The sequence below is a fragment of the Taishania pollutisoli genome, from assembly GCF_014518315.1.
GTDB lineage: Bacteria > Bacteroidota > Bacteroidia > Flavobacteriales_D > Crocinitomicaceae > Taishania > Taishania pollutisoli.
This window is the reverse complement of record NZ_JACVEL010000002.1, coordinates 338,514-365,115: the sequence shown is the minus strand read 5'-3', so window position 1 is coordinate 365,115 and position 26,602 is coordinate 338,514. Positions and strand designations below refer to the sequence as shown.

Here is a 26,602-nt window from a genome sequence, read left to right as displayed (position 1 = left end):
CATTTAGTTTAATTGGTGATCAGTTACAAATACGGGGCAGCATTGCTCCCCCGTATTCAGATAACTTTATAAAATTATTTTTTCAATCCGGTCAATAGAGTTCTCTTCTGTAACCGATATTAAAATTAAAAAATACCGGCTTGTATACGGAGCTTGGAATTCCTTGTGTACTTGGAATTCCGAACAACGTCAACTGGGGATTGAAGTCAAGATAAAAACTTCCGAAAGCAGGTATCGTGTATTTGATACCTCCTGTAAACCCTACTGCCAACCGGATAATTGTTCCTTTTTCCCGTCCTTCGGGATATTGTGTCATGTCCAGCGTATACTTTTCCTTATCGTATTCCCCGAATCGATTTCCATATTTTACGGAATTGACGATCAACGCCAGGTTTGTTCCACCATACAATGAAAACCCTTCGTCAAATCCGTTGATCAGGTAATAACGGGTTCCTCCGTCAATCATGAAGTAACCGATAGAAGTAACATTTTCCAGGGATACATTGACCCATTGCGGGTCGGTGTTCGCATCTTTTGCGATTGCTGCCAGATCTCCGATATATTCTGCTTTATTCTGGTTAAACAAATAAGTTGCCCGACCATAAAACGTTACTTCGTTATTCCTTGGAATTTCAACATTAAAATGTAATCCGTAAAACGGCTTACCATTTCCGAATTCAAACATAAAACTCGGTCCTCCCCCCAAGCTGAATTGTGCAGAAACAGTTCCTGCAGCCAGCAAAAATGAAGCTAATAGTGTGTTTTTTACTGCTCTAACCATTTTGGTTTGTTTTTTATCACTTCATCAAAAATAGTGCATTTTTCAATATGTGCGCCTTTTAAATATCCTGTGCTCATTAAAAATTCGTTGACGATTTCTCCTCCTGTGAATTTAAAACGCTTTTTAAACAGTTTCACCCACGCTTCTTTGGTCGTCAGCCCCTGATCATCCAACCATTGTTTAAACGAGCCGCTTTCTTCCTGAATGGCTTGTATTTGCTGCGCATTGTATATTGCAGCATTCACTTTCAGCCGGTTTCTGATAACACCGGGATCATTCAGTAAACGCTCCCTGTCCTGCTCGGTATAAGCCGCAACTTTTTCAATGCGAAAGTCGCTGTATGCTGTTCGGAATGAGGATTCTTTTTTGAGAATAATGTCCCAGGACAATCCTGCCTGGTTGATTTCCAACAGCAAGCGTCCAAATAACTCATTATCATCTACAATGGGGAAACCATACTTTGTATCATGATATACGCGGTGAATGTGGCCTTCCGGTAAGTTTTTACAAAAATCACAATATGACATGTAACAAAGATATGATGTTATGAGGTATAAAACGCATCCCGTTTCTTAATATTTTATAATGCAGGTTCATTTTTTCAATTCATCCGGATATGCGCTTTACATCCCATCCGTCATACACACAAAAAAGATGGCTTATACAATTTCAAAAAGTTTTTATACCTTTTTGAAATCCCTTTTTTTACTCGGGTTTATATGTAATTTTGCAGTATAATTATTAAACAAATCAGAGATGGCACTTCAGAAAGGATCTAAAATGTACAGCATTGTAAAGTTCAAATGCCCGCAATGTCAGGAAGGTGATTTTTTCATTTCTCACCCGTATGATTTCAAAAACATGGGAAAACCGCATGAACATTGCTCTGAATGCGGCATGAAACTATCGAAAGAGCCCGGATTTTACTTTGGCGCCATGTATGTCTCTTACGCATTCGGAGTTGCCCTGTTTGTTGCCGTTATCGTACTGTACTACCTCATCTTCCGAAGTATTGACGTCTGGAACATGTTGATTATTGTCGGTGTGATTTCTATCATCACAGCTCCGTTCAACTATGCCTTGTCAAAAATTGTATGGGCCAATATTTTTATCCGTTACAACAAAGACGCAGCTGCTGAGTACAAACAAAAACAACACGTTGTTCCCGGCAAAACTGCCTGATCAGAAACTACCTAATTTTTCTTTTTTGGAAAGTTTCCGGTAGGTATCATAAATAAATTTCAGTCGTTTTTCATCATTGGGATAATCGGTATACCATTTTGCGGGTTGCAAAAGAATCCGGTCAAATTCCTCCCTGGAGATTCCTAGTTTTTTAGCGATATATGCCTTTTCCTGTTCTACTTTTTCATCAGAGTAAGGCTTTGACTGCAGGAGTTCCAACGCCAGCTCCCGGGAAATTTCTTTGTTACAGATTTGCGTCGCCAGCGTTGCGCGTCGGTAATCAATCCCAAATTTTTCGTACAGGTAGTACGATTGTATAAACCCGGTGTACTTGGATTCATAATGTTTTCCTCCGTAGTACTTCCATCCCAGCTCTTTTTCCAGGAAAGCCATCGCATCTTCTTTGTTGTAGGGAACCGTATTCAGTACATAAAAGAAGTTGATTTTTTTCACCAGTTTGTAGTACATTTCTTTTTTAAATCCGAAGGTCGGGAATGTTTTAAGCGAACGGGTCCCAAACTGCTTGTAGATGCTGTTGAAATAACGCATATCCTTCGCGTTGTAATGCCAGTGTTTAGGAAGGATTCCCTCTGTCGCAAAATTACCTCCGCTCACAATGTGCTTTATGCCGTATTTGGCAGCCGTTTTGTGGAGAACCGCAGGGATAGCAATATCAGTAGGCGTCTCTGCTTCCGGAACTCCTGCTTTCAGAAAAGCCAGTTGTAAATCCTTGAATTCATTCCAATCCAATACAAAACTCTCATAATCTATTCCCAATTTCCGGGCAATGTTCTTAATATTCTGAACGGCCTCTTCCGAATTCCAGCCGTTGTCCAGATGAACTGCCAACACCCTCAATCCATTCTGCTTACAGATATATGCCGCGTATGAACTGTCAATTCCTCCACTCAAGCCGAGTACGACGTCATATTCTTTACCCGCTCCATCTTTTTTGATTGTGGAAATGCGCTGTTGAAATTCGTGTTCGGATTTTTCGGGGTTGTACTGGTATTTGGAGCGAACATCTATGAATTCTGTACAATGGTTACACTCCCCGTTATCATTAAATGAAATGTGCGGGTCAGTTGTATCCATTACACAACGAACACATATTTGATATGGCGTATTCATAAGATGCATTAATTTTTCAGTGTCGACAAAAATAAAACAATTAATTTATTAATTGGCATTTGCCGAAAGCAATATTCATACAACAGCCCTGAAGCGGTTACCCCAGGTCTACTTCACCTTTTTCAGGATAGTTGATCAACACTCCTCTTTTCTTGCCCTGATACACAAACAAACTTCCTGCAGCAGAAGCACTTGCATATCCTTCCCGGTGAACCATTGACAAGTCGTGGTAATCTCCTGCCCCCCCCAATGCAACCACGGGAATTGTTGTTACTTCGGAAATGGAGTGAATGAGTTCAATATCATATCCGCTCATCGTTCCGTCTTTATCAACAGATTGAACGATGATCTCCCCCGCCCCTTTTTCCTGCATCAATTGGGCAAATTCAATCGGGGAGTAAGCGGATGCATTTGTCCCCGCATGACTGTATACTTTGTTGCTCTTCAGGAAGGGTTTTCGGACATCCATACAAACGGCAATGGTTGATGATCCGAATGTAATCGCCGCCTCCCGGATAAATTCAGGGTGTGTGACTGCTGCTGTGCTGATCACTACTTTTTCGGCTCCTGAGCTGATAATGTCCTGGATGTGCTGAAGCGTGTTGATTCCTCCTCCGACGGCGAAGGGCATATTGGCTTCTTCTCCGATTTCCGTTATCAGTTCGGTAGAAATCAAGCGTTTTTTCCGGGTTGCTTCAATGTCAAGAAACACCAGTTCATCAGCATGTAAGTCATTAAAAATACGCACAGCGTTAATCGGATCTCCAATGTAACGATGTTCTTTAAATTTGATTGATTTTACCAATCCTCTTTCTGAAAGCAGTAAAACCGGTATGATGCGCAATCTCGGCATGAAATAACTGAATTTGTGGGCAAGGGGCTAAAAAAAGTGGGCTTCGTTTTCACTTCGCCCACTTTCTTATTGTATTGATAACTGATTATTTCGCTTTTTGCTTGGATTTTCCTTTCTCAATCACAACGGACAATCCGTCTTCGGCTTGATTCAGGTCCATTTTTATTGTGTCACCTTCGTGGAGAGAAGATTTAATAATTTCCTCCGCCAACGGATCTTCGATGTACTTCTGGATTGCTCTTTTCAACGGACGTGCTCCGAATTTTTCATCATACCCTTTGTTTACAATGAAATCTTTTGCTTTCTCCGTCAATTCAATCTGGTAACCTAAGTTATTCAAACGAGAGTACAATTTCGCCAGTTCCAGGTCAATAATCTTGTGAATATCTTCTCGTTTCAGAGAGTTAAACATAATCATATCATCCACCCGGTTCAGGAACTCCGGTGAAAACGCTTTTCGCAACGCATTCTGAACAACAGCCTGTGCATTTTCATCCCGCGCTTCTTCTTTCGCCTTCGTTCCAAATCCCACTCCGGATCCGAAATCAGCTAATTGACGTGCACCGATGTTTGAAGTCATGATCAGAATGGTGTTCTTGAAATCAATTTTTCTTCCCAATCCGTCCGTCATGTGTCCGTCATCCAATGCTTGCAACAACAGGTTGAATACATCCGGGTGTGCTTTTTCAATTTCGTCCAGCAACACAATGGAGTACGGTTTTCTTCTCACTTTTTCCGTCAACTGACCACCTTCTTCATATCCCACATATCCCGGAGGCGCTCCGACCAATCGGGAAATTGAGAATTTCTCCATGTATTCCGACATATCGATACGAATCAATGCATCTGTTGAATCAAACAGGTATTTTGCCAGTACTTTCGCCAATTGTGTCTTCCCGACCCCTGTTGGCCCGAGGAAGAAAAACGAACCGATCGGTTTGTTCGGATCTTTCAATCCCGCTCTGTTTCGCTGAATCGCTTTTACAACTTTATTAACGGCTTCATCCTGTCCGATCACACTTCCTTTGAGGTCATCCGCCATAGTCGCCAGCTTCGCTGTTTCCGATTCAGATACACGCGTTACGGGAACTCCTGACATCATGGAAACAACTTCTGCCACGTGATCTTCCGTCACGACAACACGGTTGTTTTTAGATTCCTCCTCCCATTTGCGTTTCTCCACCTCCAGCTGTTCCTGTAATTTACGCTCCTTATCACGAAGTTCAGCAGCCTTTTCATACTGTTGAGATTTTACAACTTCCGTTTTCTCGTCTTTCAGACTTTCGATTTGTTCTTCTATGTCAACAATTTCCTTGGGAACGTTGATATTTGTGATGTGCACACGGGAACCCACCTCATCCAGTGCATCAATCGCCTTATCCGGCAGATGGCGATCGGTAATGTAGCGCTCTGTCAATTTGACACATGCTTCGACTGCCTCCGGTGTATATGTTACCGAATGGTGATCTTCGTAACGCTCCTTGATATTATTCAGAATCTGAATCGTTTCTTCAATTGTTGTCGGTTCTACAATTACTTTTTGGAATCTGCGTTCCAATGCACCGTCTTTTTCGATATACTGACGGTATTCATCCAGTGTTGTTGCTCCGATTGCCTGCATTTCACCACGTGCCAATGCCGGTTTGAACATATTGGATGCATCCAGTGACCCGGAAGCTCCTCCCGCTCCGATAATGGTGTGAATTTCATCAATGAACAAAATGATATCCGGATTTTTTTCAATTTCCTGCATGACTGCTTTCATGCGTTCTTCGAACTGTCCTCTGTATTTTGTTCCTGCAACCAGTGAAGCCAGGTCAAGAGAAATCACCCGCTTGTTAAACAAGACCCGGGAAACTTTTCGTTGTACAATACGCAACGCCAGTCCTTCTGCAATAGCGCTTTTTCCAACCCCCGGTTCACCGATCAGGATCGGATTATTTTTCTTTCTGCGGGATAAAATCTGGCTGACACGCTCAATTTCTTTCTCACGGCCTACAATCGGGTCCAAACGCCCGGCTTCCGCCATTTTTGTCAGGTCCCTTCCAAAATTATCCAACACAGGTGTCTTTGATTTCGGATCTGCCTGTCTCCTCTGAGCACCAAACGAATCTTGTCCTTCGTCCTCTCCGGACCCCGGAAATTCTGCCCTCGGAGCTGCATTTATTTCGTCATTATGTTCTGTCATCATTGTCTCTAATTCGTCTTTTACATTATCATAAATCACACCGTACTTATTCAGCACGCGACACGCGACACTGTCCTCCGCTTTCAGGATAGACAACAACAGGTGTTCGGTACCGATCATCGCGCTTTTAAACAATTTCGACTCAAGGTAAGTCATCTTCAGTACTTTCTCCGCTTGCTTTACCAACGGAATTTGTCCTGCATTGCTGAATACCTGGTTCGATTTAATCAGACTGGATTCCACCTCTGAACGGATGTGCCGCAGATCAAGATTGAATTCATTTAAAATCCGAATGGCCGTACCATCCCCTTCCCGGATAAGTCCCAACAACAGATGCTCTACACCAATAAAATCGTTCCCAAGGCGCAGTGCCTCTTCCCGGCTGTATCCGATGACATCTTTTACTCTAGGTGAAAATTTAGCCTCCATACTCTTACTCGTTTTCAATGGATAAAATTGCGTATTTATCCTTGTTTACAAAATTAAAAAAATAAAATTGTTAATAACTCCCCAAAAAACCGTATTTTCCACAGAATTTTGTTAGTAATTCACCTTTTTTTAGCGTTTTTCATATCTACAAAATAACTAATTTCGGCGTTTGCTTTATAACTGCACAAATAGTGTGCAATAATTAAATTAAGTGACAAGATGGCAGACGGAGAAAGAATAATCCAGATTAACATTGAAAACGAAATGAAGTCAGCTTACATTGATTATTCAATGTCAGTGATTGTATCGCGTGCACTACCTGATGTGCGTGACGGCTTCAAACCGGTTCACAGAAGGGTACTTTTTGGAATGCAGGAATTAGGAGTATTCTCAAACAGACCACACAAAAAATCAGCGAGAATTGTAGGAGAAGTGTTGGGTAAATACCACCCGCACGGTGACTCTTCAGTATATGACACAATGGTACGTATGGCTCAACCGTGGTCATTGCGTTATCCGTTGGTAGACGGACAAGGTAACTTCGGATCTGTAGACGGGGACAGTCCTGCGGCAATGCGTTATACAGAAGCGCGATTGCGTAAGATTGCAGAAGAAATGCTGGACGATCTGGACAAAGATACGGTTGATTTTACACCAAACTTCGATGAAAGTTTAAGTGAACCTTCTGTTTTACCGACCAAAATACCAAACCTGTTGGTGAACGGTTCTTCCGGGATCGCGGTGGGAATGGCAACCAATATGGCGCCACACAACCTGGGAGAAGTTGTTGACGGTGCAATTGCTTACATTGACAACAATGATATTGAAGACGAAGAATTACTTCATTACATCAAAGCACCGGATTTCCCGACAGGTGGAATCATCTACGGATACGAAGGCGTAAAAGAAGCGTTGTTAACAGGTCGGGGACGTGTTGTGATCCGTGCCAAAGCAGAAATTGAAGAATACCAGGGAAGAGAGCAAATCATTGTAACCGAGATCCCTTACCAGGTTAACAAAGCGGAAATGATCAAGCGAACAGCGGATTTGGTCAATGACAAAAAGATAGAAGGCATCTCCGATATTCGCGATGAATCTGACCGAAATGGTATGCGTATCGTTTATGAATTGAAGCGTGATGCCATTCCAAATGTCGTTTTAAATAAATTATTCAAATACACATCTCTTCAGACGTCCTTTTCGGTTAACAACATCTGTTTGGTTGACGGAAGACCACGTTTGCTGAATGTAAAAGAAATCCTGGCGCAATTCATTGAATTCCGTCACGAAGTAGTGATCCGCCGTACGCAATTCGAATTAAAGAAAGCAGAAGAGCGGGCGCATATCTTAGAAGGATTAATCATTGCTTCGGACAACATCGATGAAGTAATCGCTATTATCCGTGCATCAAAAAGCCCGGAAGAAGCACGTGAACAATTGATCGTACGATTCAATTTGTCCGAAATTCAATCCAGAGCGATTGTTGAAATGCGTTTGAGACAATTAACAGGTCTTGAGCAAGATAAACTGCGTGCAGAATATGCTGATTTGGTTGCTTTAATTGCAGATTTGAAAGACATTCTGGCGAAAAAAGAACGCAGAATGCAGATTATCAAAGACGAATTAACGTATGTAAAAGAGAAATACGGAGACGAGCGTCGTTCGACCATCGAATATTCGGCAAGCGAAATGCGCATTGAAGACTTGATCCCGGATGAAGAAGTAATCGTAACAATTTCACATGCCGGATACATCAAACGTACCAGTCTTTCTGAATACAAAGTACAGAACAGAGGTGGAATGGGATCAAAAGGCTCTGCAACACGGGATAAAGACTTCCTGGAGCAATTATTTGTTGCTACCAATCACAATTACCTGTTGATCTTTACAGAAAAAGGAAAATGTTTCTGGATGCGTGTGTTTGAAATTCCGGAAGGAAACAAAACATCAAAAGGAAGAGCTGTACAGAACCTGATCAACATTGAACAGGACGATAAGATCAAAGCATATGTGAAAGTACAGGATCTGACAGATAAAGAATATGTAGACAACAACTACATCATCATGTGTACCAAGAACGGAGTGATCAAGAAAACTTCACTGGAGGCATATTCCCGTCCGAGAACAAACGGAATCAATGCCATTACGGTACGTGACGGAGATGAATTACTGGAAGCACGATTGACAAACGGAACAAACGAAATCGTATTGGCAACAAGAGAAGGTCGTGCGATTCGTTTCAACGAGTCAACCGTTCGCCCGATGGGTCGAAATGCTTCAGGGGTGCGCGGAGTTACACTGACCAGCAAAACAGATGCCGTTGTGGGAATGATTTGCGTGGAAGATGTCTACTCGACTGTACTGGTTGTATCTGAAAAAGGATATGGAAAACGTACCTTCCTGAACGATCCGGAAGATCACGAGCCGATCTACAGAATCACGAACCGTGGAGGTAAAGGAGTGAAAACACTCAGCATTACGGATAAAACAGGACCGTTATTGGCAATCAACAATGTGACGGATGAAGAAGACCTGATGATCATTACAAAATCTGGGGTAACAATCCGAATGCACATCGATACGATTCGGACAATGGGACGCGCCGCTCAGGGTGTCCGGTTGATCAATCTGAAAGGAAATGCTGAAATCGCTGCGATTGCGCGTGTACCCAGAAGTGATGAGGAGGAAGATGAAGAAGGATATGAGGGTACGGAAGCACCGGAAGGAGATGTGTCTAATGAGAATGGCACAACTATTGAAGATGGAAATGAAGAATAATTAAATGTTATTGAAAATGAAAACAAGATCATTTACACTTATAGCCGGATGTATTCTTGCTTCCGGAATGAGTTTTGCTCAAAAAACGAATGAAACCAGTGCGGCCGTTGAATTCAAACAAAAGTACCAGCCGGCACTTATGACAGGAAAAATAGACGATGCTAAAACAGCATTGCTGAATGCTAAAAAATACATCGACCTGGCGTCAGAACACCCGGATACAAAAGGAACATCAAAAACGTTGTATTACAAAGGTGAAATTTACGGTGCAGCAGCTCAGGTTGCTATGATGACTGGCGATACAAATTTTGTGATCAAAAATTTCGGGCCGGATGCATTTGAAGTGTCGATTGCCGCATTGAAAGAAAGCTATACGAAAGACAAAAAATTCCGTCCGGACATCGAAAATTCGGTGAATATGCAGGTAGGTATGCTAGCTCCGATGGCAGGAAAATTTTACGAAGAAGAAAAATATGCTGAAGCAGGGGCTGCGTTTTATTACATCTACAAAATCACGACAGCTAAGAATGTAACGGATACTTCCAACTTGTTCAACGCGGGATTGTGTTTTGAAAAAGCAAACATGGATAAAGAAGCTGCTGAAGCATACAGCGAACTGGCAGAAATCGGTTACCACGGTGGAGAAGGATATGCATTGGCAGCAGGGGCGTATACAAAAATCAAAGACTACGACAAGGCAAAAGAGATTCTGGCAAAGGGAAGAGCGAAGCTGGGGAACGACAAAACAATTCTATTGGAGCAGGTTCGTTTGAACATGACATTAGGAGATAACGTTGCCGCTGAAAAATCCTTGAATGACGCAATTGCCGCTGATCCGAAGAACAAACAGTTGCACTACATTATCGGTACGATTTATACGGATCTGGGACAAAACGAAAAAGCGGAAGAAGCATTGCTGAAAGCATTGGAAATTGATCCGAATTACCTGGAAGCACAATATAACTTAGGAGCACACTACGTAACGTGGGCAACGACTCTACGCGACAAAGCAAATGACCTGGATCCGAATGACTTCAATTATGATGTAATGTTGTCCAAAAGCCAGGATTTGTATAAAAAAGCACTTGGTCCCCTTGAAAAATATATTGAGAAACAACCAAATGATGCAAACGTATTGTTGATTTTGTTTCAAATCAATCAGAACTTAGGTAACACTGAAAAAGCTCAGGATTACAAAGCCCGATATGACAAGGCGAAGTAAATGAGTGAATTTTAAATTTTGTTAGAGGAGGACTTCATCAGGAGTCCTCTTTTTTGTTTTCTCCCTTCGTAATTCTGTAAATACCGTTATATTTGCTTCCATATTTCAACAACAATCAGTTAGGAAGGACATGACATTTTCAAGCGGTATCTTTTTGGTTTATTTTCTACCGCTGATCCTCCTTATTTATTTTTGTTCACCAACAATTCTCCGCAATGGCCTTTTACTGGCCGGAAGCATCTTCCTTTACTGGTGGGGAGCTCCCGATTTCATTTGGATTTTGCTGTTGGTCAGCGGGATTAATTTTTATGTCGTTCACCGGATTCATAACTCCGAACGCCCGAAATTTTACCTGGTTCTCTACGTAACGATCAACCTGGCACTCCTGTGTTATTATAAATACTTCAATTTTTTCATTGACAACTTCAACCTGTTGCTCGAACAGACAGGTTTACAGCAAATACAATGGGCTGCCATCGCGCTTCCGATCGGAATATCATTTCATACCTTCCACTCCATTACCTATGGTGTTGATGTGTACCGAAAAGAAGCAAAACCGCAAAAGAGTATGTTCAACTACTGGTTGTTTATTCTCTTTTTTCCGCAATTGGTTGCCGGTCCGATCGTCAAGTATAAAAAAATCGCCCCGCAACTCTCTCATCGGAAGGACCGGCTGGAAAACGTCATTAACGGGTTTTATCGCTTTTCCATCGGATTAGCCAAAAAAGTATTGATCGCTAATGTACTTTCCGAATACGGGGATTTATTACACAATTGGGATACCACTGTGCTGCAGACTTCCTCAACTTCGATCGCATGGATGACTGCCCTTTGTTATACATTTGAAATTTATTTTGATTTCTCAGGATATTCAGACATGGCTGTCGGGCTGGGAACGATGTTTGGTTTCCGCTTACCGGAGAACTTTAACCGGCCGTATCTTTCCAAATCCATTACGGAATTCTGGAGAAGATGGCACATTTCACTGGGTGATTTCATGCGCAATTACCTCTACATTCCCCTGGGAGGAAACCGGGTCGGTACCAATCGGATGTACCTCAATTTATTCATTGTATTTACACTAAGCGGATTGTGGCACGGCGCTTCCTGGAACTTTATCCTCTGGGGAGTATTTCACGGTTGCTGGCTGATCATTGAACGGCTGTTTCGCTTACAAAAATCCACTTCCTTCCTGCGGATGCTCATTACCTTTATTATTGTGCTTCACGGCTGGGTCTTGTTTGATGCAGATTCATTTTCGGAAGCGTGGAATCACCTGACAGCAATGTACCGCTTCGAGTCTGTTGAGTTTATGGATAGCGCAGACTTATTTTACTTCAACAGTCATGTTTTCATTGCAACAATGATTGTTTTATTGGGAATGACTAAATTGAGCAGGCTCTATTACCTGAAGTTGACACAGATCCGAAATATCAAAACCAGCCTGATTTACTTATTCATTGCCGGAATCTTATTTTTCATATCGCTGTCGCATGTAGTTACAGGAAGTTTTAATCCGTTTATTTATTTTAAATTCTGATGAAAACACGCTCCTCAACATATCGCTATATTGCATTGACACTAATGGGGTTGTTGTTTCTGCCATTGCTTGTCAACCACCTGCCCGGTATACCGAAAGCACATGTGTTTGGGGTCGAGGAACAACAAGATTCCGTTTCAGGTTCCTGGCTGGACGGATCCGCTCAACATCAATTTGAAAAAAAGTTAATGGATCATTCGGTTTCAAGAACATACCTGCTTCGGTTCCGAAATCAATATCAGTACACATTATTTGGAAAAATCAATGCCAATAACATCTATAAATTCGGAGATTACTACTTCCGCTTTTATATCCCTTCATTTAACGATGCCTCCAATTTTATAGGAAAAGACTCCATCGAACATACACTTGACGAAATTGTTCAGCTACAACACTACCTGGGTGATTCTATTCCTGTCATTACCATTATCCCTCCTTCTAAACATCATTATTATCAACAGTTTCTTCCTGAGCGCAACCGGACACGTTCAAAAGAAACCAATTACCACTATGTCTTAGCCGGATTAAAACAAAAGCAACTCCATCACATTGATTTTAATCATTATTTTCTAAACAACCGATCGGAAATACCTGCCATTTTTGCAAAAGGAGGGATTCACTGGACATCCTACGCATCAACTGTAGCAGCTGACAGTTTAATGAAATACATCAGTTCTGTCAAGCAGGAACACTATGATTCATTTAGCTATGACACCGTCTATCACAATGGTTTCAACGTGGATGACCTGGACCTCGAATTATTGCGGAATATTTTGGTAAAACCAAAAGACACGCGCTTAAGGGACGTTATCATTACTCCTAAAAAAGGCAAAAAACGATTAAAGGCAGTCATTATAGGAGACAGTTTCTTCCTCACTATTCAAAATTCGGGAGCCCGAAAAGCCATGTTTACGGACGATAGTTTCTACCATTATTATTTTAGCAGAACTTACAATAGTGATCTGGAATTAATCCCTTTCGATATTCATAAAATAAAAGATGCGATGAAAGAAGCGGATTGCATTTTATTGGTGAATGACATTACAAATCTCCAGGTGTTCGGGTTTGGATTTCCAAGAAGAATCAATTACCTTTTCCGGTAGGTTGAGAAGTATTTCAGCAAGATTCGGATTTTAAAATACAAAAAATAGCCCCAACTTTGTTATCAAAACCGGTAAAATGGATGCAACAGAACACATAAATTATCAACGGATCGAGGCGGCAATCGAATACATTCGGGACAACTTCAGGGGACAACCCAATTTAGATGAAGTCGCGGAAAAAATTCACCTCAGTCCCTCTCATTTTCAGCGATTATTCCAGGATTGGGCAGGTACAAGTCCGAAAAAATTCCTCCAGTATATCAGCATTGAGCATGCCAAGCAATTGATCAATGAAGACCGGCAGCTATCCTTGTTTGATGTCGCGCATGAAACAGGATTATCCAGTACCAGCAGGCTGCACGACCTGTTCGTTACCATCGAGGGAATGACTCCTGCCGAATATAAAAACGGAGGGAAAGACCTTCAGATCAACTTTGAATTTTCAGAGAGTCCGTTTGGAAATGTAATTGTTGCGTCGACACCGAAAGGGATTTGTTACATGGCATTTGATTCCAACCCGGAAAAAGCACTCAACGACCTGGTGGCTAAATTTCCGAACGCATCCTTCTCCCGGCAAACAGACGAACTCCAAAAAAACGCCCTGAAAATATTCGAACACGACTGGAATCATCCGCAACAGGTAAAGTTACATCTGAAAGGAACTGATTTTCAACTCAAAGTATGGGAGAGCTTGCTAAAAATACCACTGGGTCATCTCGCTACTTACGGGAAAATAGCTGAAGCGATTCATCAGCCAACTGCTTCGCGCGCCGTAGGAACAGCAATCGGAAGCAACCCGGTTGCCTTTTTGATTCCTTGCCACAGAGTCATTCAGTCGTCCGGCGTTTTTGGCGGATACATGTGGGGACCGACACGAAAAACAGCGATTATCGGTTGGGAACATGCACAAATAAACAGCAGTGATGAAACTCTTTGATGACGAAATAAATAAAACAATGAACCTGCTTCCCAAAGACGGAACTGTTCATTACTTCGGCAAAATCGTATCAGCAGATGCAGCAGATCGGTATTTCCGTGAATTGCTGGACACCATTGAGTGGAAAAACGACGAAGCGGTGATTTTCGGAAAAAAAATCATTACCAAACGAAAAGTTGCCTGGTATGGCGATTCATCGTTTAGTTACACGTATTCCAATACGACAAAAACCGCTACGCCATGGACAAAAACATTATTGGAATTAAAAGAGATAGTAGAAGCCGGATCCGGGGAATCATTTAATTCCTGCCTGCTCAACCTGTATCATACAGGTGATGAAGGAATGGCGTGGCACAGTGACGGTGAAAAAGACCTCAAAAAAGACGGAACGATTGCTTCTGTGAGCTTCGGGGCGGAGCGAAAATTTTCATTCAAACACAAATATTCGCAGGAAAAGGTAGACCTGGTACTGGAACACGGAAGTTTACTCCTGATGAAGGATACTACTCAAACCTATTGGCTGCACCGGTTACCACCAACCAAAAAAATTACAGAATCACGTGTTAACCTCACCTTCAGAGTAATTGAATATTGAAGAAATACATTATTTTTGCAAGGCTATGAGTTACCAGGAAGTTATTGCCAATATCCCCGATGAAGTGACATTAGTCGCTGTATCCAAGACAAAATCTGTGGAGGAAATTCTTGAAGTCTACAACCAGGGACAACGCATTTTCGGAGAGAATAAAGTACAGGAACTTACGGAAAAGTACACAGCACTTCCCAAAGACATTGAATGGCATTTAATCGGTCATTTGCAGACCAATAAAGTCAAATACATTGCATCTTTCGTGCAGATGATTCACGCTGTTGACAGCCTGAAATTATTCGTTGAAATTGACAAACAAGCCAAAAAGTACAACCGTGTTATTGATTGCCTGCTGCAATTTCACATTGCACAGGAAACCTCTAAATTCGGACTTAGCCGCGAAGAAGCGATCAACCTGCTTGAAGATGAAACATTCCTGCAATTGACCAACGTTCGCATACGAGGTGTCATGGGAATGGCCACCTTTACGGATAATCCGGATCAGATACGCAACGAGTTTCAGTCACTGGCGGAGCTGTTTCTGTTTCTCAAACATACCTATTTTAACGACCAACCGTCATTTGATGTAAAATCAATGGGAATGAGCGGTGATTACAAACTTGCCATTGAAGCGGGCAGTACACTTGTTCGGGTCGGCAGTTTAATCTTCGGAACCAGGTAGTCGCAACTCCATTTAAGCCGCTTAATCAATAATCCGTGCATTTTAAATTAAAAATGCACTGCATACGTTTATTTTAAAACAGAAAGTCGTACATTCGTAATCTGTTTTTTTATATTTTTTTATAAGACTGTTTATGAAATTTTTCTTATTCTCCTTTTTATCTCTGGTTTTATCAGCAGTATCATTTGGACAAACCCATAACATTCGTGGATTCATTTACGACAAAGAAAACGGTGAACCTGTTTCGTTTGAGAAAGTAAAACTCTTCAAAAAAGACAGTACGCTTTTCGGTGGTGCAATGACAGATGTCTATGGATTATTCTCCATTCCCAGTGTTCCGAAAGGAGAATACTACCTGTCCATTGAAACGCTTGACTATGAATTAATCGAACATCCTGTAAGTGTCACAAAAGCAGATGGCATTACCGAGTTGAAATTCAACCTGGAAAAGATCAAAAATGTTCAGAAAATAGAAGGTGTATCCATTACTGCCGAAGCACAGCGCAATAAAACACAGGTACAAGTTTCAAAGATCAGTCTGGACAAGGCGGCAATTGAGCGTATCCCGACCATCGGGGCGGAAAATGACATCATCGGAGCATTGAGTATTACGCCGGGAGTGATTACCACAGGTGACCAGGGAGGTCAGTTGTATGTACGCGGGGGGACGCCTATTCAAAATAAAATATTGCTGGATGGTATGACCATCTATTCACCATTTCACACCATTGGTTTCTTCTCTGTTTTCGAAACGGAACTGATCAAAAACACGGATATTTATACCGGTGGTTTTGATGCAAAATACGGAGGAAGAATTTCATCCATCATGGACATTACCTACCGGGACGGTAACCGTCAGAAGTTCGGAGGAAAAGTGTCTGCCTCACCTTTCATGGCAAAAGCTGTTCTGGAAGGTCCGTTGGGAAAACGAAAAGCAGATGGTTCTCCGAGATCCGGTTCATATATCTTATCAGCAAAACACAGTTTATTGGATTACACCTCTAAAACGCTCTACAGAAACATCAATAACATGAGTACTTCATCCGGAGCGGGAATGCCCTATACGTTTACGGATGTTTACGGAAAAATTACCTTTAACGGAGATGCTGGAACGAAATTCAGCGCGTTTGCATTTCACAACAGAGACAGTGTTAATTATGCCATAGCTGATTTGGACTGGAGTTCAACCGGCGGGGGAATCAACTTCCTGTTGGTACCGGCAAGTTCCCGAACAATTATCAAAGGACGTTTGACAGGTAGCCACTATAAAACAACATTCCAGGAAACCGGAAGCCCGTTGAGGAGTTCAGAAATCGGTGGATTTGACCTGGCATTCGATTTTACCTATTTCTTACAAAAAGAAAGTGAGTTGACTTATGGTTTAAACATCAGTGGATTCAACACGTCTTACCTGACGTACAATGAATTAAAACGAAAAATTGAAAACACCAACTTCTCAACGGAAATCGGAGCATACGTAAGTTACCGGTATGTTGCAGGAAGATGGGTTGTGCAACCGAGTTTCCGTGTACAGGCCTACCCTTCTGTTGCAAATATTTCACCGGAGCCGCGTTTGGGAGTTAAATTCAACGCCACTGAATTTATCCGTTTGAAAATGTCAGGAGGACGTTATACACAAAACTTCACATCCGCATCATCTGACAGAGATATTGTCAACTTGTTTAACGGAATGCTTTCCGCACCGGAGAACATCCAATCCAACTTCGTAAACCAGTTTGGAAAAGAACGTTCACCAAGAAACGGACTTCAAACAGCATGGCATGCAATTTTAGGAGCCGAGTTTGACCTTGCGAAAAACCTCTCTCTGAATGTGGAGGGATATTACAAGTACTTTGACCAGTTGAGTAACATCAATCAGAATAAAATTTACGATGACACTCCTGAATTTGCGGACATCGACGATGTATACAAAAAGAACTTCCTGATCGAATCGGGAGAATCTTACGGGGTTGACTTCTTATTGAAATACGATTTGAGTCGTTTCCATTTATGGGCCGTTTATTCATTGAGTAAATCGACACGATGGGATGGATTTGTTGAATACTTCCCCGTATTTGACCGTCGTCACAACATCAACCTGGTTGCTTCTTATTATTTGGGTAAAAAGAAAAATACAGAAATCGATGTTCGCTGGAACTTTGGTTCCGGATTGCCGTTCACACCAACAGCGGGATATTATCAACCGGAGAGTTTCCCGGGTGGTGTCACAACGGATTATACAACGTCAAATTCAACAACAATGGGCGTTTTACTGGGTGAATTTAACTCTTCCCGTTTACCTTCTTATCACCGATTGGATATGACAGTAAAACATCGTTTCCTGTTCAAGAATGCAATGGAGTTAGAATTGATTGCAAGTGTTACAAACGTGTACAATCGCAAGAATATCTTCTATGTGAATCGTATTACCAACGAAGTTATTTATCAATTCCCGATCCTTCCGAGTTTTGGTATCGGATGGAAGTTCTGACGGAATAAAGATCAACAATACGCCAACAAAAAAGACCCGGTATTCCCGGGTCTTTTTTTATATATCTATCTGTTATGGATATTTCTTATAATTTGTCAATTGCAGTAAACAGACGGTTGGTGATTTCATCTACCGTACCAATCCCGTCAATTTCAATGAATTTATCCTGTTTCAGGTAATATTCCTTGACAGGTAATGTTTCTGCCTTGTAGACGTTGATTCTGTTCTGAATCACTTCCGGATTGGCGTCATCTACTCTTCCGCTTACTTCCGCACGTTTTTTCAAACGCTCTCTTAATTCTTCTTCTGCCACATCCAATGCCAACATTACTTTAATGGAAGTGCCTTCAGAGCTTAAAAAGTTATCCAGCGCTTCCGCCTGAGCGTTGGTACGTGGAAAACCATCAAAAATAAATCCTTTTGGATTTTCTGCTTTTTTAAATTCTGACTGCAACATTTTAATTGTTACTTCATCCGGAACCAGCTGACCTTTGTCCATGTAGCTTTTCGCTAATTTACCCAGTTCCGTTTCGCCTTTTATATTTGCTCTGAAAATATCGCCTGTAGATAAATGTTTGAGTCCGTATTTTTCAATGATTCTCTCTGACTGAGTTCCTTTTCCCGCTCCGGGAGGTCCGAATAAAACAATGTTCAACATAATCTGTAAATTTAACTTTATTACTCTTTAATTTGGTATATCTCTTTTAGATTTCTGCCAGCCTCATCATAATCCAGTCCATATCCCACAACAAATTTGTTTTCTATCTCAAACGCCACATAATCAGGAATGGCCTTCCCCTGATGTGCTTCCTTCTTGTAAAGCAATGTACAAATTTTCAACGACTCCGGGTATTGCAGCTCAATTAACTTGTGAATTTTATCCATTGTAATCCCGGTGTCCACAATATCTTCCAGGATAATCACATGGGCACCCGACAAGTTTTTATTGAGTCCGATCAATTCGTCCACCCTTCCTGTTGAGGCACTTCCTTTATAGGAGCTTACTTTCACGAAGGTAATCTCACAATCCAGGTCTATTTCTTTCATCAGGTCGGAAGCAAACATAAATGCTCCGTTTAGAATGGCTACAAATACCACTTTTTTACCTTTGTAATCACTATTGATCGCAGTGGCCAGTTCTTTTACTCCATGTTGAATGGAAGCCGCACTTAAGAAAGGCACAAAGGATTTATCATTCACTTGAATCTCGTTCATTTTCACAATAAGGAAATCCAAAGTTAGTATTTTTTTCATTTTTTTTCGCGTAAAAAATTGCGATCCGTTTTTTTGCGTAAAAATCGCATGTATCTTTGCCACATGAATGAAGCAAATCCGGTCTACTCAGATGTATTCGATACCCAGAAAAAAAAACTGGGTTTATTAGGTGGCGGTCAATTAGGGCGCATGATGATCCAGGAAGCAATCTCTTACAACATCGATGTTCACGTACTGGACGGTGATCCGAATGCGCCCTGTAAGTCCATCGCAACGAGTTTCCGTGAAGGTTCCATCACCGATTATGCCACGGTACTGGATTTTGGTCAGGACAAAGATGTGCTGACAGTAGAAATTGAAAATGTCAATATCGAGGCGCTTGAAGCACTCGAACAACAAGGAAAAAAAGTATTCCCGCAACCCCGTGTTTTACGGATCATTAAAGACAAGGGACTTCAAAAACAGTTTTACCTCGATCACCACTTACCAACCGCTCCGTTCATCTTGGTAAACAACATGGATGAACTTCGTGAAAATCGCGATTTTTTACCTGCTGCAAATAAGATAAGAACCGGTGGATATGACGGAAAAGGTGTTGTATTACTCCGGTCGGAAACCGATATCCCAAACGGATTTGACGCACCGGGAATTCTTGAAAAATTTGTTCCGTTCAGCAAAGAATTGTCTGTTATTGTTGTTCGGAATGAACGCAATGAAACAGTGGCTTACCCTGTCGTAGAATGTGAATTCAATCCGCAACTGAACCTCGTTGAATTCTTATTTGCTCCCGCAGCTATTTCACCGGAAACAGAAGCAAGAGCAAAAGAAATTGCCATTGATGTCATCAATCAACTGGATATGATCGGAATACTTGCCGTTGAGTTTTTCCTGCTGGAATCCGGGGAGCTTCTGATTAATGAAATCGCCCCGCGGCCACATAACAGTGGTCACCATACGATTGAATGTAATTACACTTCCCAGTTTGAACAACACTTCCGGTCTGTCCTCGATTTGCCGCTTGGTGCTCCAGGAATCGTACTCCCCGGAGTAATGATTAACTTGTTAGGAGAAGCCGGATATCACGGAGATGCGAAGTACCTGGGAATGACAGAAGCAATGCAGCAAGAAGGAGTGTATGTGCATCTGTACGGAAAAAAACAAACCAAACCGTTCCGAAAAATGGGGCATATAACTGTTGCATTACCGGACATTGACCGTGCTAAAAAAATCGCCAGACAACTCTTACAAACCGTAAAAGTCATCTCATAATTCTCAAATAACGGTAACCGTATCGTTTTTTTGTTAATTTGGTACTCATGAAGCGAGTACGGTTATCGGCTATTATTCTACTTCTTTCTCTCTTTTCCGGCATTCAACATGTGTACGGGCAGCTCTATTCTTATAAAAATCTGACGCATAGAAACGGGCTTCCCTTAACCACCACATGGGCCATTAAAGAAAAACCTGACGGTGGAATTCTGATCGGAACCCAGGGAGCAGGATTAGTTGAATACGACGGCTATGCATTTCATGAAGTCATTGCTGCCGACCAGGATAAGTTACACCATGTCACCGGAATCGAAATCCTCAATAACGACATCTTCTTTACATCAAAATTCAAAGGGTTATTTCGAATCAGCAACAACGGAAAAGTCCGGAATGTATTTCAACAAGAGCAAAGCGGAGATTATATGGATGTTGTCGCGTATAATGACCACCTTCTGATTATTGCTCAAAGAGCGATTTACAGTTTTGATCCGCACACCAAAACGGCAAAAAAAATCAATCCGAAACAGTTTGAAACCAACTTATACGTGTCTCAGAAAATTGCGACTCCGCGTGGATTCATTTTTCTTACCAATCAGGGGAATTTCATGTATACACCCACTGGTAATTTCATGCCGCTGTCTGATTTTTTCAAAACGGGAAATAAAGAAATCAGCACGATGACCTTCGGATATTACAAGAATGATTCCCTGCATTTATTTAACAAAACGATTGAAACGGGACTGATTGCAGTACTCGATCACCATGCATTCAACGGAAAAGTAAAAACAATTTCAACCTCTCTGAAAGGAAAAATTCCAGCGATTATTGAAGCGGTATATAACCCTAAAAAGGACTGTTTTGCTTTCTTTGGAAAAAACGGGGAAATTTTTGAAGAAACGGATTGTTCACTGAAACAAATTCCTCTGAATACGCAACAGCGAAATATCTCCCTCAAAAAAACGCTCTGCGATTACAATGGTGATTACTGGTTTACTTCTGACCTGGCAGGCATATTCAAAATCGGTCTTCAACCCTTCACCAAAGTAGAATTACAGCGGGAATTTGAAGACCGGCAAATCAGTTTTGTACACCAAACCGCGAAAGGTTCTGTCATTTTTTCCAATTTTCATCATACGACGTACTCCGGCAACCCTTACATCGAAGATGTGAAAAAACACGACCTGGAATTTTTATGTAGCGCGACCATCAGGGGGAAGTCCTATTTCGGAGGAAAAACCGGCATGTATGTATACAACGACAACACCAATGATTTTTCCCGGGTAAATCTTCCTTTTATCCCTGCAGACAAACAGATACAGTTCATGGGATACCAGGCACCGTTCATCTGGATCGGGGTGTATGGTGAAGGGCTTTACAAGCTGGATGACCATTTCCGGTTGATCAGGCATTACCAATATGAACGACATGCACCACTGATCATCTATACCGGTCAGTTTTCAACCGATGGAAATGAATTGTTCCTGGGAACTTCCAATGGAATTGTCAAGCTGGAGATAACCAAGGAGTTATTTTCAAAAGTTGACAACCACGAATTCGGTTATTACTGCGGACTATCAGTTAAAGATATCTTCGGCACCAATTGGTTCACCCTTGAATCCGGCCTGATCGGGATCAGCAAACAGGGAGAGATTTTTACCCTTAGCTCTCCTTCCCTATTTCCCAGTTACCTCTTTTACACCTTGAATACCGATAACTACGGGAATCTGATTATCGGAACAAATAAAGGACTCAACCTGATCCAGATAAATGACCAGGGGAAGATTTTACGGCAGCGAAGTTTCAACGCAGGTACCGATTTTGAAGGATATGAAACGCATATGCGTTCCTCGTTCCAGGAAGGTAATGTCGCGTTGGTAGGGACACTGGAGGGGATGTATCAACTCGATTTCAACCTGATGCAAGATCTTCCGCGGCCGCAAAAACCGGTTATCACCCTGAAAAGTGATGTTGACAATTACGAATCTTCCATCATATCCTTCCGGTTCTTATCAAAAAACCCGAAGATGAAAACGGTCTTATACACGTACAGAATTCTTAATCACACCACTAAATGGGAACCGTTGTCCGGAATCAATGAGGCTTCTATTTCAAACCTGAGAAGTGGGTTTTACATCATCGAGGTGCGGGCAACATACGATGGCATTACATACAGCGAAACAGCACGCTTCCCTGTCAATATAAAACTTCCTTTGCTTCGCGGAAACCTACTGATCATCTCATTGATTCTGATCGTTATTGTGCTGAACATTATTTTCTACCTGCGATCAAAGAAAAATGAAACATTCGAACTATTCTATTCCGAAGAAGTTTATTCCACTCAGAAATACGCGCAAACACTCATCCTGTTCGGACTCATTTCCCATATTGCCGCCAATGAAATCGCTCCTTTTATTTCCGGCACTTTTCATGTAAACCACCTGCTGATCGGGGTAACGGCTGTTTTATTGTTCTTTGGTTTTATCGGAGTGCGTTATTTCGGAAGAAACGGAAACGACAAAAACAGTAAAGCCATCATTACCATCTGTTTTTCCATCATTATGCTGTTTAATATATATAGCATGTATATGACTTCGCTGCATCCGTTTTATGGTTTCTCTGTTCTGTTGATCGGTTCTGTCGCTCCGCTAATTTTTGAAAAGACAAAGGCCATCTTGTTGTACGTCGCCCTGTTTATCGGGATTAACATTGCTGTCATTCTTTCCTCTTCCGGGTTGAATTATGACAAATACCTGCTGATCATCCCGATTGTTATTTCCGGTTTGCTGGCTGTTTTTATGAACCTGATTCGTCACGACTCTGTTCACCAGCTTGCATTTATCTCCTCAATCATCAATAAAAGTAACGTATTAGCATTGGCGATGGATCAGGAAGGACGTCTGAAATACGTTAGTAAAAACATTGCTAAATACATTGATATCCAGTCAAAGGATTTGCTCGACAAGCCGATTTCAGTCATGAATAACTACCTGCCGACGGAAGCAAGCAGAAAAATAGACCTCAAATCCGAATTTAAAGACGGAAAACGCTTTCTCTCTCCTATTCTGAATACCTGCCATGAAGTTTCCTGGTTTGAATGGTCGTGCAAAGAATTTTCGAAAGACGTGAAGGTATTGATCGGTCAGGATATCACCGAAAAAATCAACCTGCAGAACACCTATGAAATCTTGGTTGAAAACGCGGAAGACCTCATTTACCAGGTCGACATTGACGGTCATTTTCAGTTTCTGAATAACCGGTTCAATGACTATTTCTTCCAGGACAAAAATTCACTTTTGGGAACAAACGTATCGGAATTAATTCCCGAAGAATACAGGAATGTAGTGATCGACTTTTACCAGAATCAGTTAAAATCCCACAAAAAAGTTTCTTACTTTGAGTTCCCGATTATTGATTCAAAAAATCAATTACAATGGTTTGGTCAATATGCCACACTACTATACGCGATCGGGGATTCTTCGACCGTCGTCGGGTTTCTGGTCGTGGGAAGGAATATCACGGAAAAGATCAAAAAAGACAGCCTCATCGCTGCACAAAGCGCAGATATTACCGCGAGCATTAATTATGCGCGGCGGATTCAGTTGAATCTTCTTCCCTCTTCGGATAAAATTGAACATTTCTTCTCTGAGAGTTTCATCATTTATAAACCGAAAGATATTGTTTCGGGAGACTTTTACTGGTGTAATCAGTTGGGGGATTATACGATTGTTGCTGTCGGAGACGGGACAGGTCACGGCGTTCCCGGAGCATTCATGTCAATACTCGGGATTAACCTGTTGAATTCCATCATCATGGAAAAGCATACATTTGATCCGGGAAGAATTCTCGATGAACTGGACATCAAATTGAAACACATGCTGTCAGAAGGCAATCAACAGCGTATCAACGATGGTATTGAAATGACAATTTGTGTTTACAATGAGCGCAATAAAACACTCGAATACGCTTGTGCCGGATCGAAATTAATGCTTCACGACGGAAAATCATTCAGCATCCGAAAGGGAGACAGCAAGCACATCGGGGACGAACATCCGCATTTTCAAGGATATGTGAGTCATCACCAACCCATTAACAATGAAACAACGATTTATTTGTTTACAGACGGTTTTTATGATCAGTTCGGAGGATTACAACAAAAGAAATATTCCATCCGGAGATTGCTGGAACTATTGATGCAGAACATCAGTTTACCACTCAAAACACAACAAGAGATCCTCATCGAGGAATTTGAAAGTTGGAAATCAACCACTGACCAGACGGACGACGTCACAATTATCGGGTTGCGGATCAATGAAAAAAATTAATCCCGGGCCGGAGCTCTTGTTTCCAACACAACAACGTGTACAATTTCACTACGCATTACGCGTAATTCTTTTACACAGAAAATAACGCGCGTAGTCCCCGGATCATTTTTCATTTGGGTTTAAGGAGATTATTTCTCAATTTTGTAGTCAATCAGAACAATACATTGATGAAAGTTTGCAGAAGAGAAACGTTTAATGCCGCTCACAGGTTGTTTGTTGAGGGATGGACCGACGAAAAGAACCGTTCGGTATTTGGTAAATGCAGCAATCCCAATTATCACGGGCATAATTACATCCTGGAAACATGGGTGGAGGGAGCTATTGATCCGCTGACGGGGTATGTTTTTGACCTGGGAGAACTCAAAGAAATCATCCGGAGAGAAGTGAGTCATCGCTTTGATCACCGAAATCTGAATCTGGATTGTCCGGAATTTGAAGGAAAGAATCCTACAGCAGAAAACATCGCGGTGGTGATCTGGAACCTGCTACGGAAGTCACTTCCCGAACACCTAAAATTAAGTGTCCGTTTGTCGGAGACGGAAAACAACTGGGTGGAATACGACGGACACTAATCCATTGGACATAAAAAAATCCCTTCCAAAGTTCTTGGAAGGGATTTTTTGTATACTGTCAGCAATGAATTACTTCATCAACTTGCTTCTTTTCTTATCCAGCTTGCCTTGTTTTTCATCCAGTTTGGAATGCTCAACATCCAGCTGTGTCATTTTGGTCTGAATCTTTGTTGCGTCACCTTTTCCTTTATTCAGGTCTTTTTGCAACTTATCTGATTCTTTTTTCAGCTTCTCACGGGATTTGTCGATTTTAGCCTGCTCGCTATCCAGCTTCGCAATATTCTTTTCTAACTTCTCCGCTTCTTTTTTCGCCTTTTCAGCAGCTTTTGCTTCTTTTTCTGCCTCTTTTGCTAATTTTTCAGCTTCTTTTCTCGCTTTTTCAGCTTCCTTCTGCTGTTTCTCTGCGGCTTTTTTAGCAGCTTCGGCTTCTTTTTGACGCTTCTCTTCATCTTTTGCCGCTGCCTTTTGAGCCGCTGCTTTTTGCTCTGCTTCTTTCAGGCGTGCTTCCTGCTCTTTTTGTTGTGCTTTGGCATCTTTCTCTGTCACCTTCGCATCTTTTTTAGCATCTTCTAAACGGCTGTTTTCTGCTTCCTGGCGACGTGCTGCAGCTTCTTCCTGTTGCTGTTTTGTAGCGGCATCCCGGGCTGCCTTATCTGCTGCCATTTTTGCTTCGTGCTCTTTTTTCTTCGCTGCTGCTTCTTCCTGAGCTAATTTCGCCTCCGCGCTTCTCAATTCTGCCTGACGTTTCGCTTCTTCAGCATCTTTTGCCGTTTGTTCAGCAGATTTCGCTATTTCTTCTTTTTGTTTGTTTGCTTCTTCTGTTGCTTTACGCGCCTCTTCCTGGCGTGCTGCCTGCTCAGCTTCTTTTGCAGCTACTGCATCTACAGATTCTGTTTTCGGCTTCAGGATAAACGAAACTGTTCCTCCGTTTTCTAACACAACATCTACTTTTTTATCATCCTTAAACATGGAATGGGTGACATCAATTCGCACCAATTGCTTATTATAAGATGGGATTGAAATTGCCGCATTTCCATTTGCATCAGAAGTTCCCGCCCCAATTGTCATTCCGTTGTGCGTGATTTTTACCAGTGCTCCCGCAACCGGACCCCTGTCGCTTTTAACAGAAATCGTAACCGAGATTGCTTCTTTGATGTTTCCTTCAATAGTGATTTTTTCAGTAGTACTTCCCGCAAAAGTAACCGCTCCGATACTTGCAAAAAATAACGATGCAATGAATACTTGTTTTTTCATCTTTGTGTTTTTTATTTAGTTGAAAGTTAGCAAAACTTTTTTAGTTGCCAATACAATTTTACAA

20 protein-coding genes are annotated in these 26,602 nt (G+C 41.7%); 12 read left to right on the top strand and 8 right to left on the bottom strand.

Annotation, left to right across the window (positions count from 1 at the left end):
- Positions 1–91: 91 nt before the first annotated feature.
- Both H9Y05_RS04805 and H9Y05_RS04800 read right to left on the bottom strand, forming a co-directional pair.
- Positions 92–781 (bottom strand): hypothetical protein, encoded by a 690-nt coding sequence (locus H9Y05_RS04805; RefSeq protein ID WP_163490773.1) that lies wholly within the window; start codon positions 779–781, stop codon positions 92–94.
- Positions 766–1,308 carry a DNA-3-methyladenine glycosylase I gene (locus tag H9Y05_RS04800; protein ID WP_163490774.1) on the bottom strand — a complete coding sequence of 181 codons (543 nt, stop codon included), beginning with the start codon at positions 1,306–1,308 and terminating at the stop codon, positions 766–768. Before H9Y05_RS04800 ends, H9Y05_RS04805 begins: the two co-directional genes overlap by 16 nt.
- A gap of 229 nt (positions 1,309–1,537) precedes the next feature.
- Here H9Y05_RS04800 and H9Y05_RS04795 point away from each other — a divergent pair, with 229 nt between their 5' ends.
- On the top strand, positions 1,538–1,963 hold the full coding sequence (locus H9Y05_RS04795) for a DUF983 domain-containing protein (protein ID WP_163490775.1): 426 nt from the start codon (positions 1,538–1,540) through the stop codon (positions 1,961–1,963).
- Here the strand turns inward: H9Y05_RS04795 and H9Y05_RS04790 are convergent, their stop codons facing one another.
- The 3 genes from H9Y05_RS04790 to H9Y05_RS04780 form a co-directional block, all read right to left on the bottom strand.
- On the bottom strand, positions 1,964–3,094 hold the full coding sequence (locus H9Y05_RS04790) for an N-acetyl sugar amidotransferase (protein WP_262890163.1): 1,131 nt from the start codon (positions 3,092–3,094) through the stop codon (positions 1,964–1,966).
- Positions 3,095–3,191: 97 nt separating this feature from the next.
- A complete protein-coding gene (locus tag H9Y05_RS04785) occupies positions 3,192–3,947 on the bottom strand; it encodes an AglZ/HisF2 family acetamidino modification protein (protein WP_216713640.1) in 756 nt (251 codons plus the stop codon).
- Between the two features lie 85 nt (positions 3,948–4,032).
- Positions 4,033–6,564 carry an ATP-dependent Clp protease ATP-binding subunit gene (locus H9Y05_RS04780; RefSeq protein ID WP_163490778.1) on the bottom strand — a complete coding sequence of 844 codons (2,532 nt, stop codon included), beginning with the start codon at positions 6,562–6,564 and terminating at the stop codon, positions 4,033–4,035.
- 219 nt (positions 6,565–6,783) lie between these two features.
- Between H9Y05_RS04780 and gyrA the strand changes: the two genes are divergently transcribed.
- The 8 genes from gyrA (at position 6,784) to H9Y05_RS04740 (ending at position 17,906) form a co-directional block, all read left to right on the top strand.
- Positions 6,784–9,342, top strand: coding sequence for a DNA gyrase subunit A (gene gyrA, locus H9Y05_RS04775; protein WP_163490779.1), 2,559 nt, complete (start codon positions 6,784–6,786; stop codon positions 9,340–9,342).
- Positions 9,343–9,358: 16 nt separating this feature from the next.
- Entirely contained in the window at positions 9,359–10,564 is a 1,206-nt protein-coding gene (locus tag H9Y05_RS04770) for a tetratricopeptide repeat protein (RefSeq protein ID WP_163490780.1), read from the top strand.
- Positions 10,565–10,694: 130 nt separating this feature from the next.
- Positions 10,695–12,104 carry an MBOAT family O-acyltransferase gene (locus tag H9Y05_RS04765; protein WP_216713639.1) on the top strand — a complete coding sequence of 470 codons (1,410 nt, stop codon included), beginning with the start codon at positions 10,695–10,697 and terminating at the stop codon, positions 12,102–12,104.
- Positions 12,104–13,207, top strand: coding sequence for an alginate O-acetyltransferase AlgX-related protein (locus H9Y05_RS04760; protein ID WP_216713638.1), 1,104 nt, complete (start codon positions 12,104–12,106; stop codon positions 13,205–13,207). Before H9Y05_RS04765 ends, H9Y05_RS04760 begins: the two co-directional genes overlap by 1 nt.
- A 76-nt stretch (positions 13,208–13,283) precedes the next feature.
- Positions 13,284–14,144 carry a methylated-DNA--[protein]-cysteine S-methyltransferase gene (locus H9Y05_RS04755; RefSeq protein WP_163490783.1) on the top strand — a complete coding sequence of 287 codons (861 nt, stop codon included), beginning with the start codon at positions 13,284–13,286 and terminating at the stop codon, positions 14,142–14,144.
- Positions 14,131–14,739 (top strand): alpha-ketoglutarate-dependent dioxygenase AlkB family protein, encoded by a 609-nt coding sequence (locus H9Y05_RS04750; RefSeq protein ID WP_216713637.1) that lies wholly within the window; start codon positions 14,131–14,133, stop codon positions 14,737–14,739. The genes H9Y05_RS04755 and H9Y05_RS04750 overlap by 14 nt, the downstream gene beginning before the upstream one ends.
- Before the next feature lie 25 nt (positions 14,740–14,764).
- On the top strand, positions 14,765–15,415 hold the full coding sequence (locus H9Y05_RS04745; RefSeq protein ID WP_163490785.1) for a YggS family pyridoxal phosphate-dependent enzyme: 651 nt from the start codon (positions 14,765–14,767) through the stop codon (positions 15,413–15,415).
- Positions 15,416–15,548: 133 nt separating this feature from the next.
- Positions 15,549–17,906 carry a TonB-dependent receptor gene (locus H9Y05_RS04740; protein ID WP_163490786.1) on the top strand — a complete coding sequence of 786 codons (2,358 nt, stop codon included), beginning with the start codon at positions 15,549–15,551 and terminating at the stop codon, positions 17,904–17,906.
- A gap of 85 nt (positions 17,907–17,991) precedes the next feature.
- On the opposite strand, the gene H9Y05_RS16520 is transcribed toward H9Y05_RS04740, so the two are convergent.
- Together H9Y05_RS16520 and hpt are read right to left on the bottom strand one after the other, a co-directional pair.
- Entirely contained in the window at positions 17,992–18,564 is a 573-nt protein-coding gene (locus tag H9Y05_RS16520; protein WP_163490787.1) for an adenylate kinase, read from the bottom strand.
- Positions 18,565–18,584: 20 nt separating this feature from the next.
- Entirely contained in the window at positions 18,585–19,160 is a 576-nt protein-coding gene (gene hpt, locus H9Y05_RS16515; RefSeq protein WP_317170276.1) for a hypoxanthine phosphoribosyltransferase, read from the bottom strand.
- Between the two features lie 63 nt (positions 19,161–19,223).
- Here hpt and H9Y05_RS04725 point away from each other — a divergent pair, with 63 nt between their 5' ends.
- The 3 genes from H9Y05_RS04725 to H9Y05_RS04715 all read left to right on the top strand — a co-directional run bounded on the left by H9Y05_RS04725 (position 19,224) and on the right by H9Y05_RS04715 (position 25,284).
- Positions 19,224–20,390, top strand: coding sequence for a 5-(carboxyamino)imidazole ribonucleotide synthase (locus tag H9Y05_RS04725; protein ID WP_216713636.1), 1,167 nt, complete (start codon positions 19,224–19,226; stop codon positions 20,388–20,390).
- 47 nt (positions 20,391–20,437) lie between these two features.
- Positions 20,438–24,712 (top strand): SpoIIE family protein phosphatase, encoded by a 4,275-nt coding sequence (locus tag H9Y05_RS04720; RefSeq protein ID WP_216713635.1) that lies wholly within the window; start codon positions 20,438–20,440, stop codon positions 24,710–24,712.
- A gap of 167 nt (positions 24,713–24,879) precedes the next feature.
- Positions 24,880–25,284, top strand: coding sequence for a 6-pyruvoyl trahydropterin synthase family protein (locus tag H9Y05_RS04715; RefSeq protein ID WP_163490790.1), 405 nt, complete (start codon positions 24,880–24,882; stop codon positions 25,282–25,284).
- A 69-nt stretch (positions 25,285–25,353) separates the two neighbouring features.
- Here the strand turns inward: H9Y05_RS04715 and H9Y05_RS04710 are convergent, their stop codons facing one another.
- Positions 25,354–26,538, bottom strand: a complete 1,185-nt coding sequence (locus H9Y05_RS04710) for a hypothetical protein (protein ID WP_216713634.1) — start codon at positions 26,536–26,538, stop codon at positions 25,354–25,356.
- Positions 26,539–26,602 lie beyond the last annotated feature (64 nt).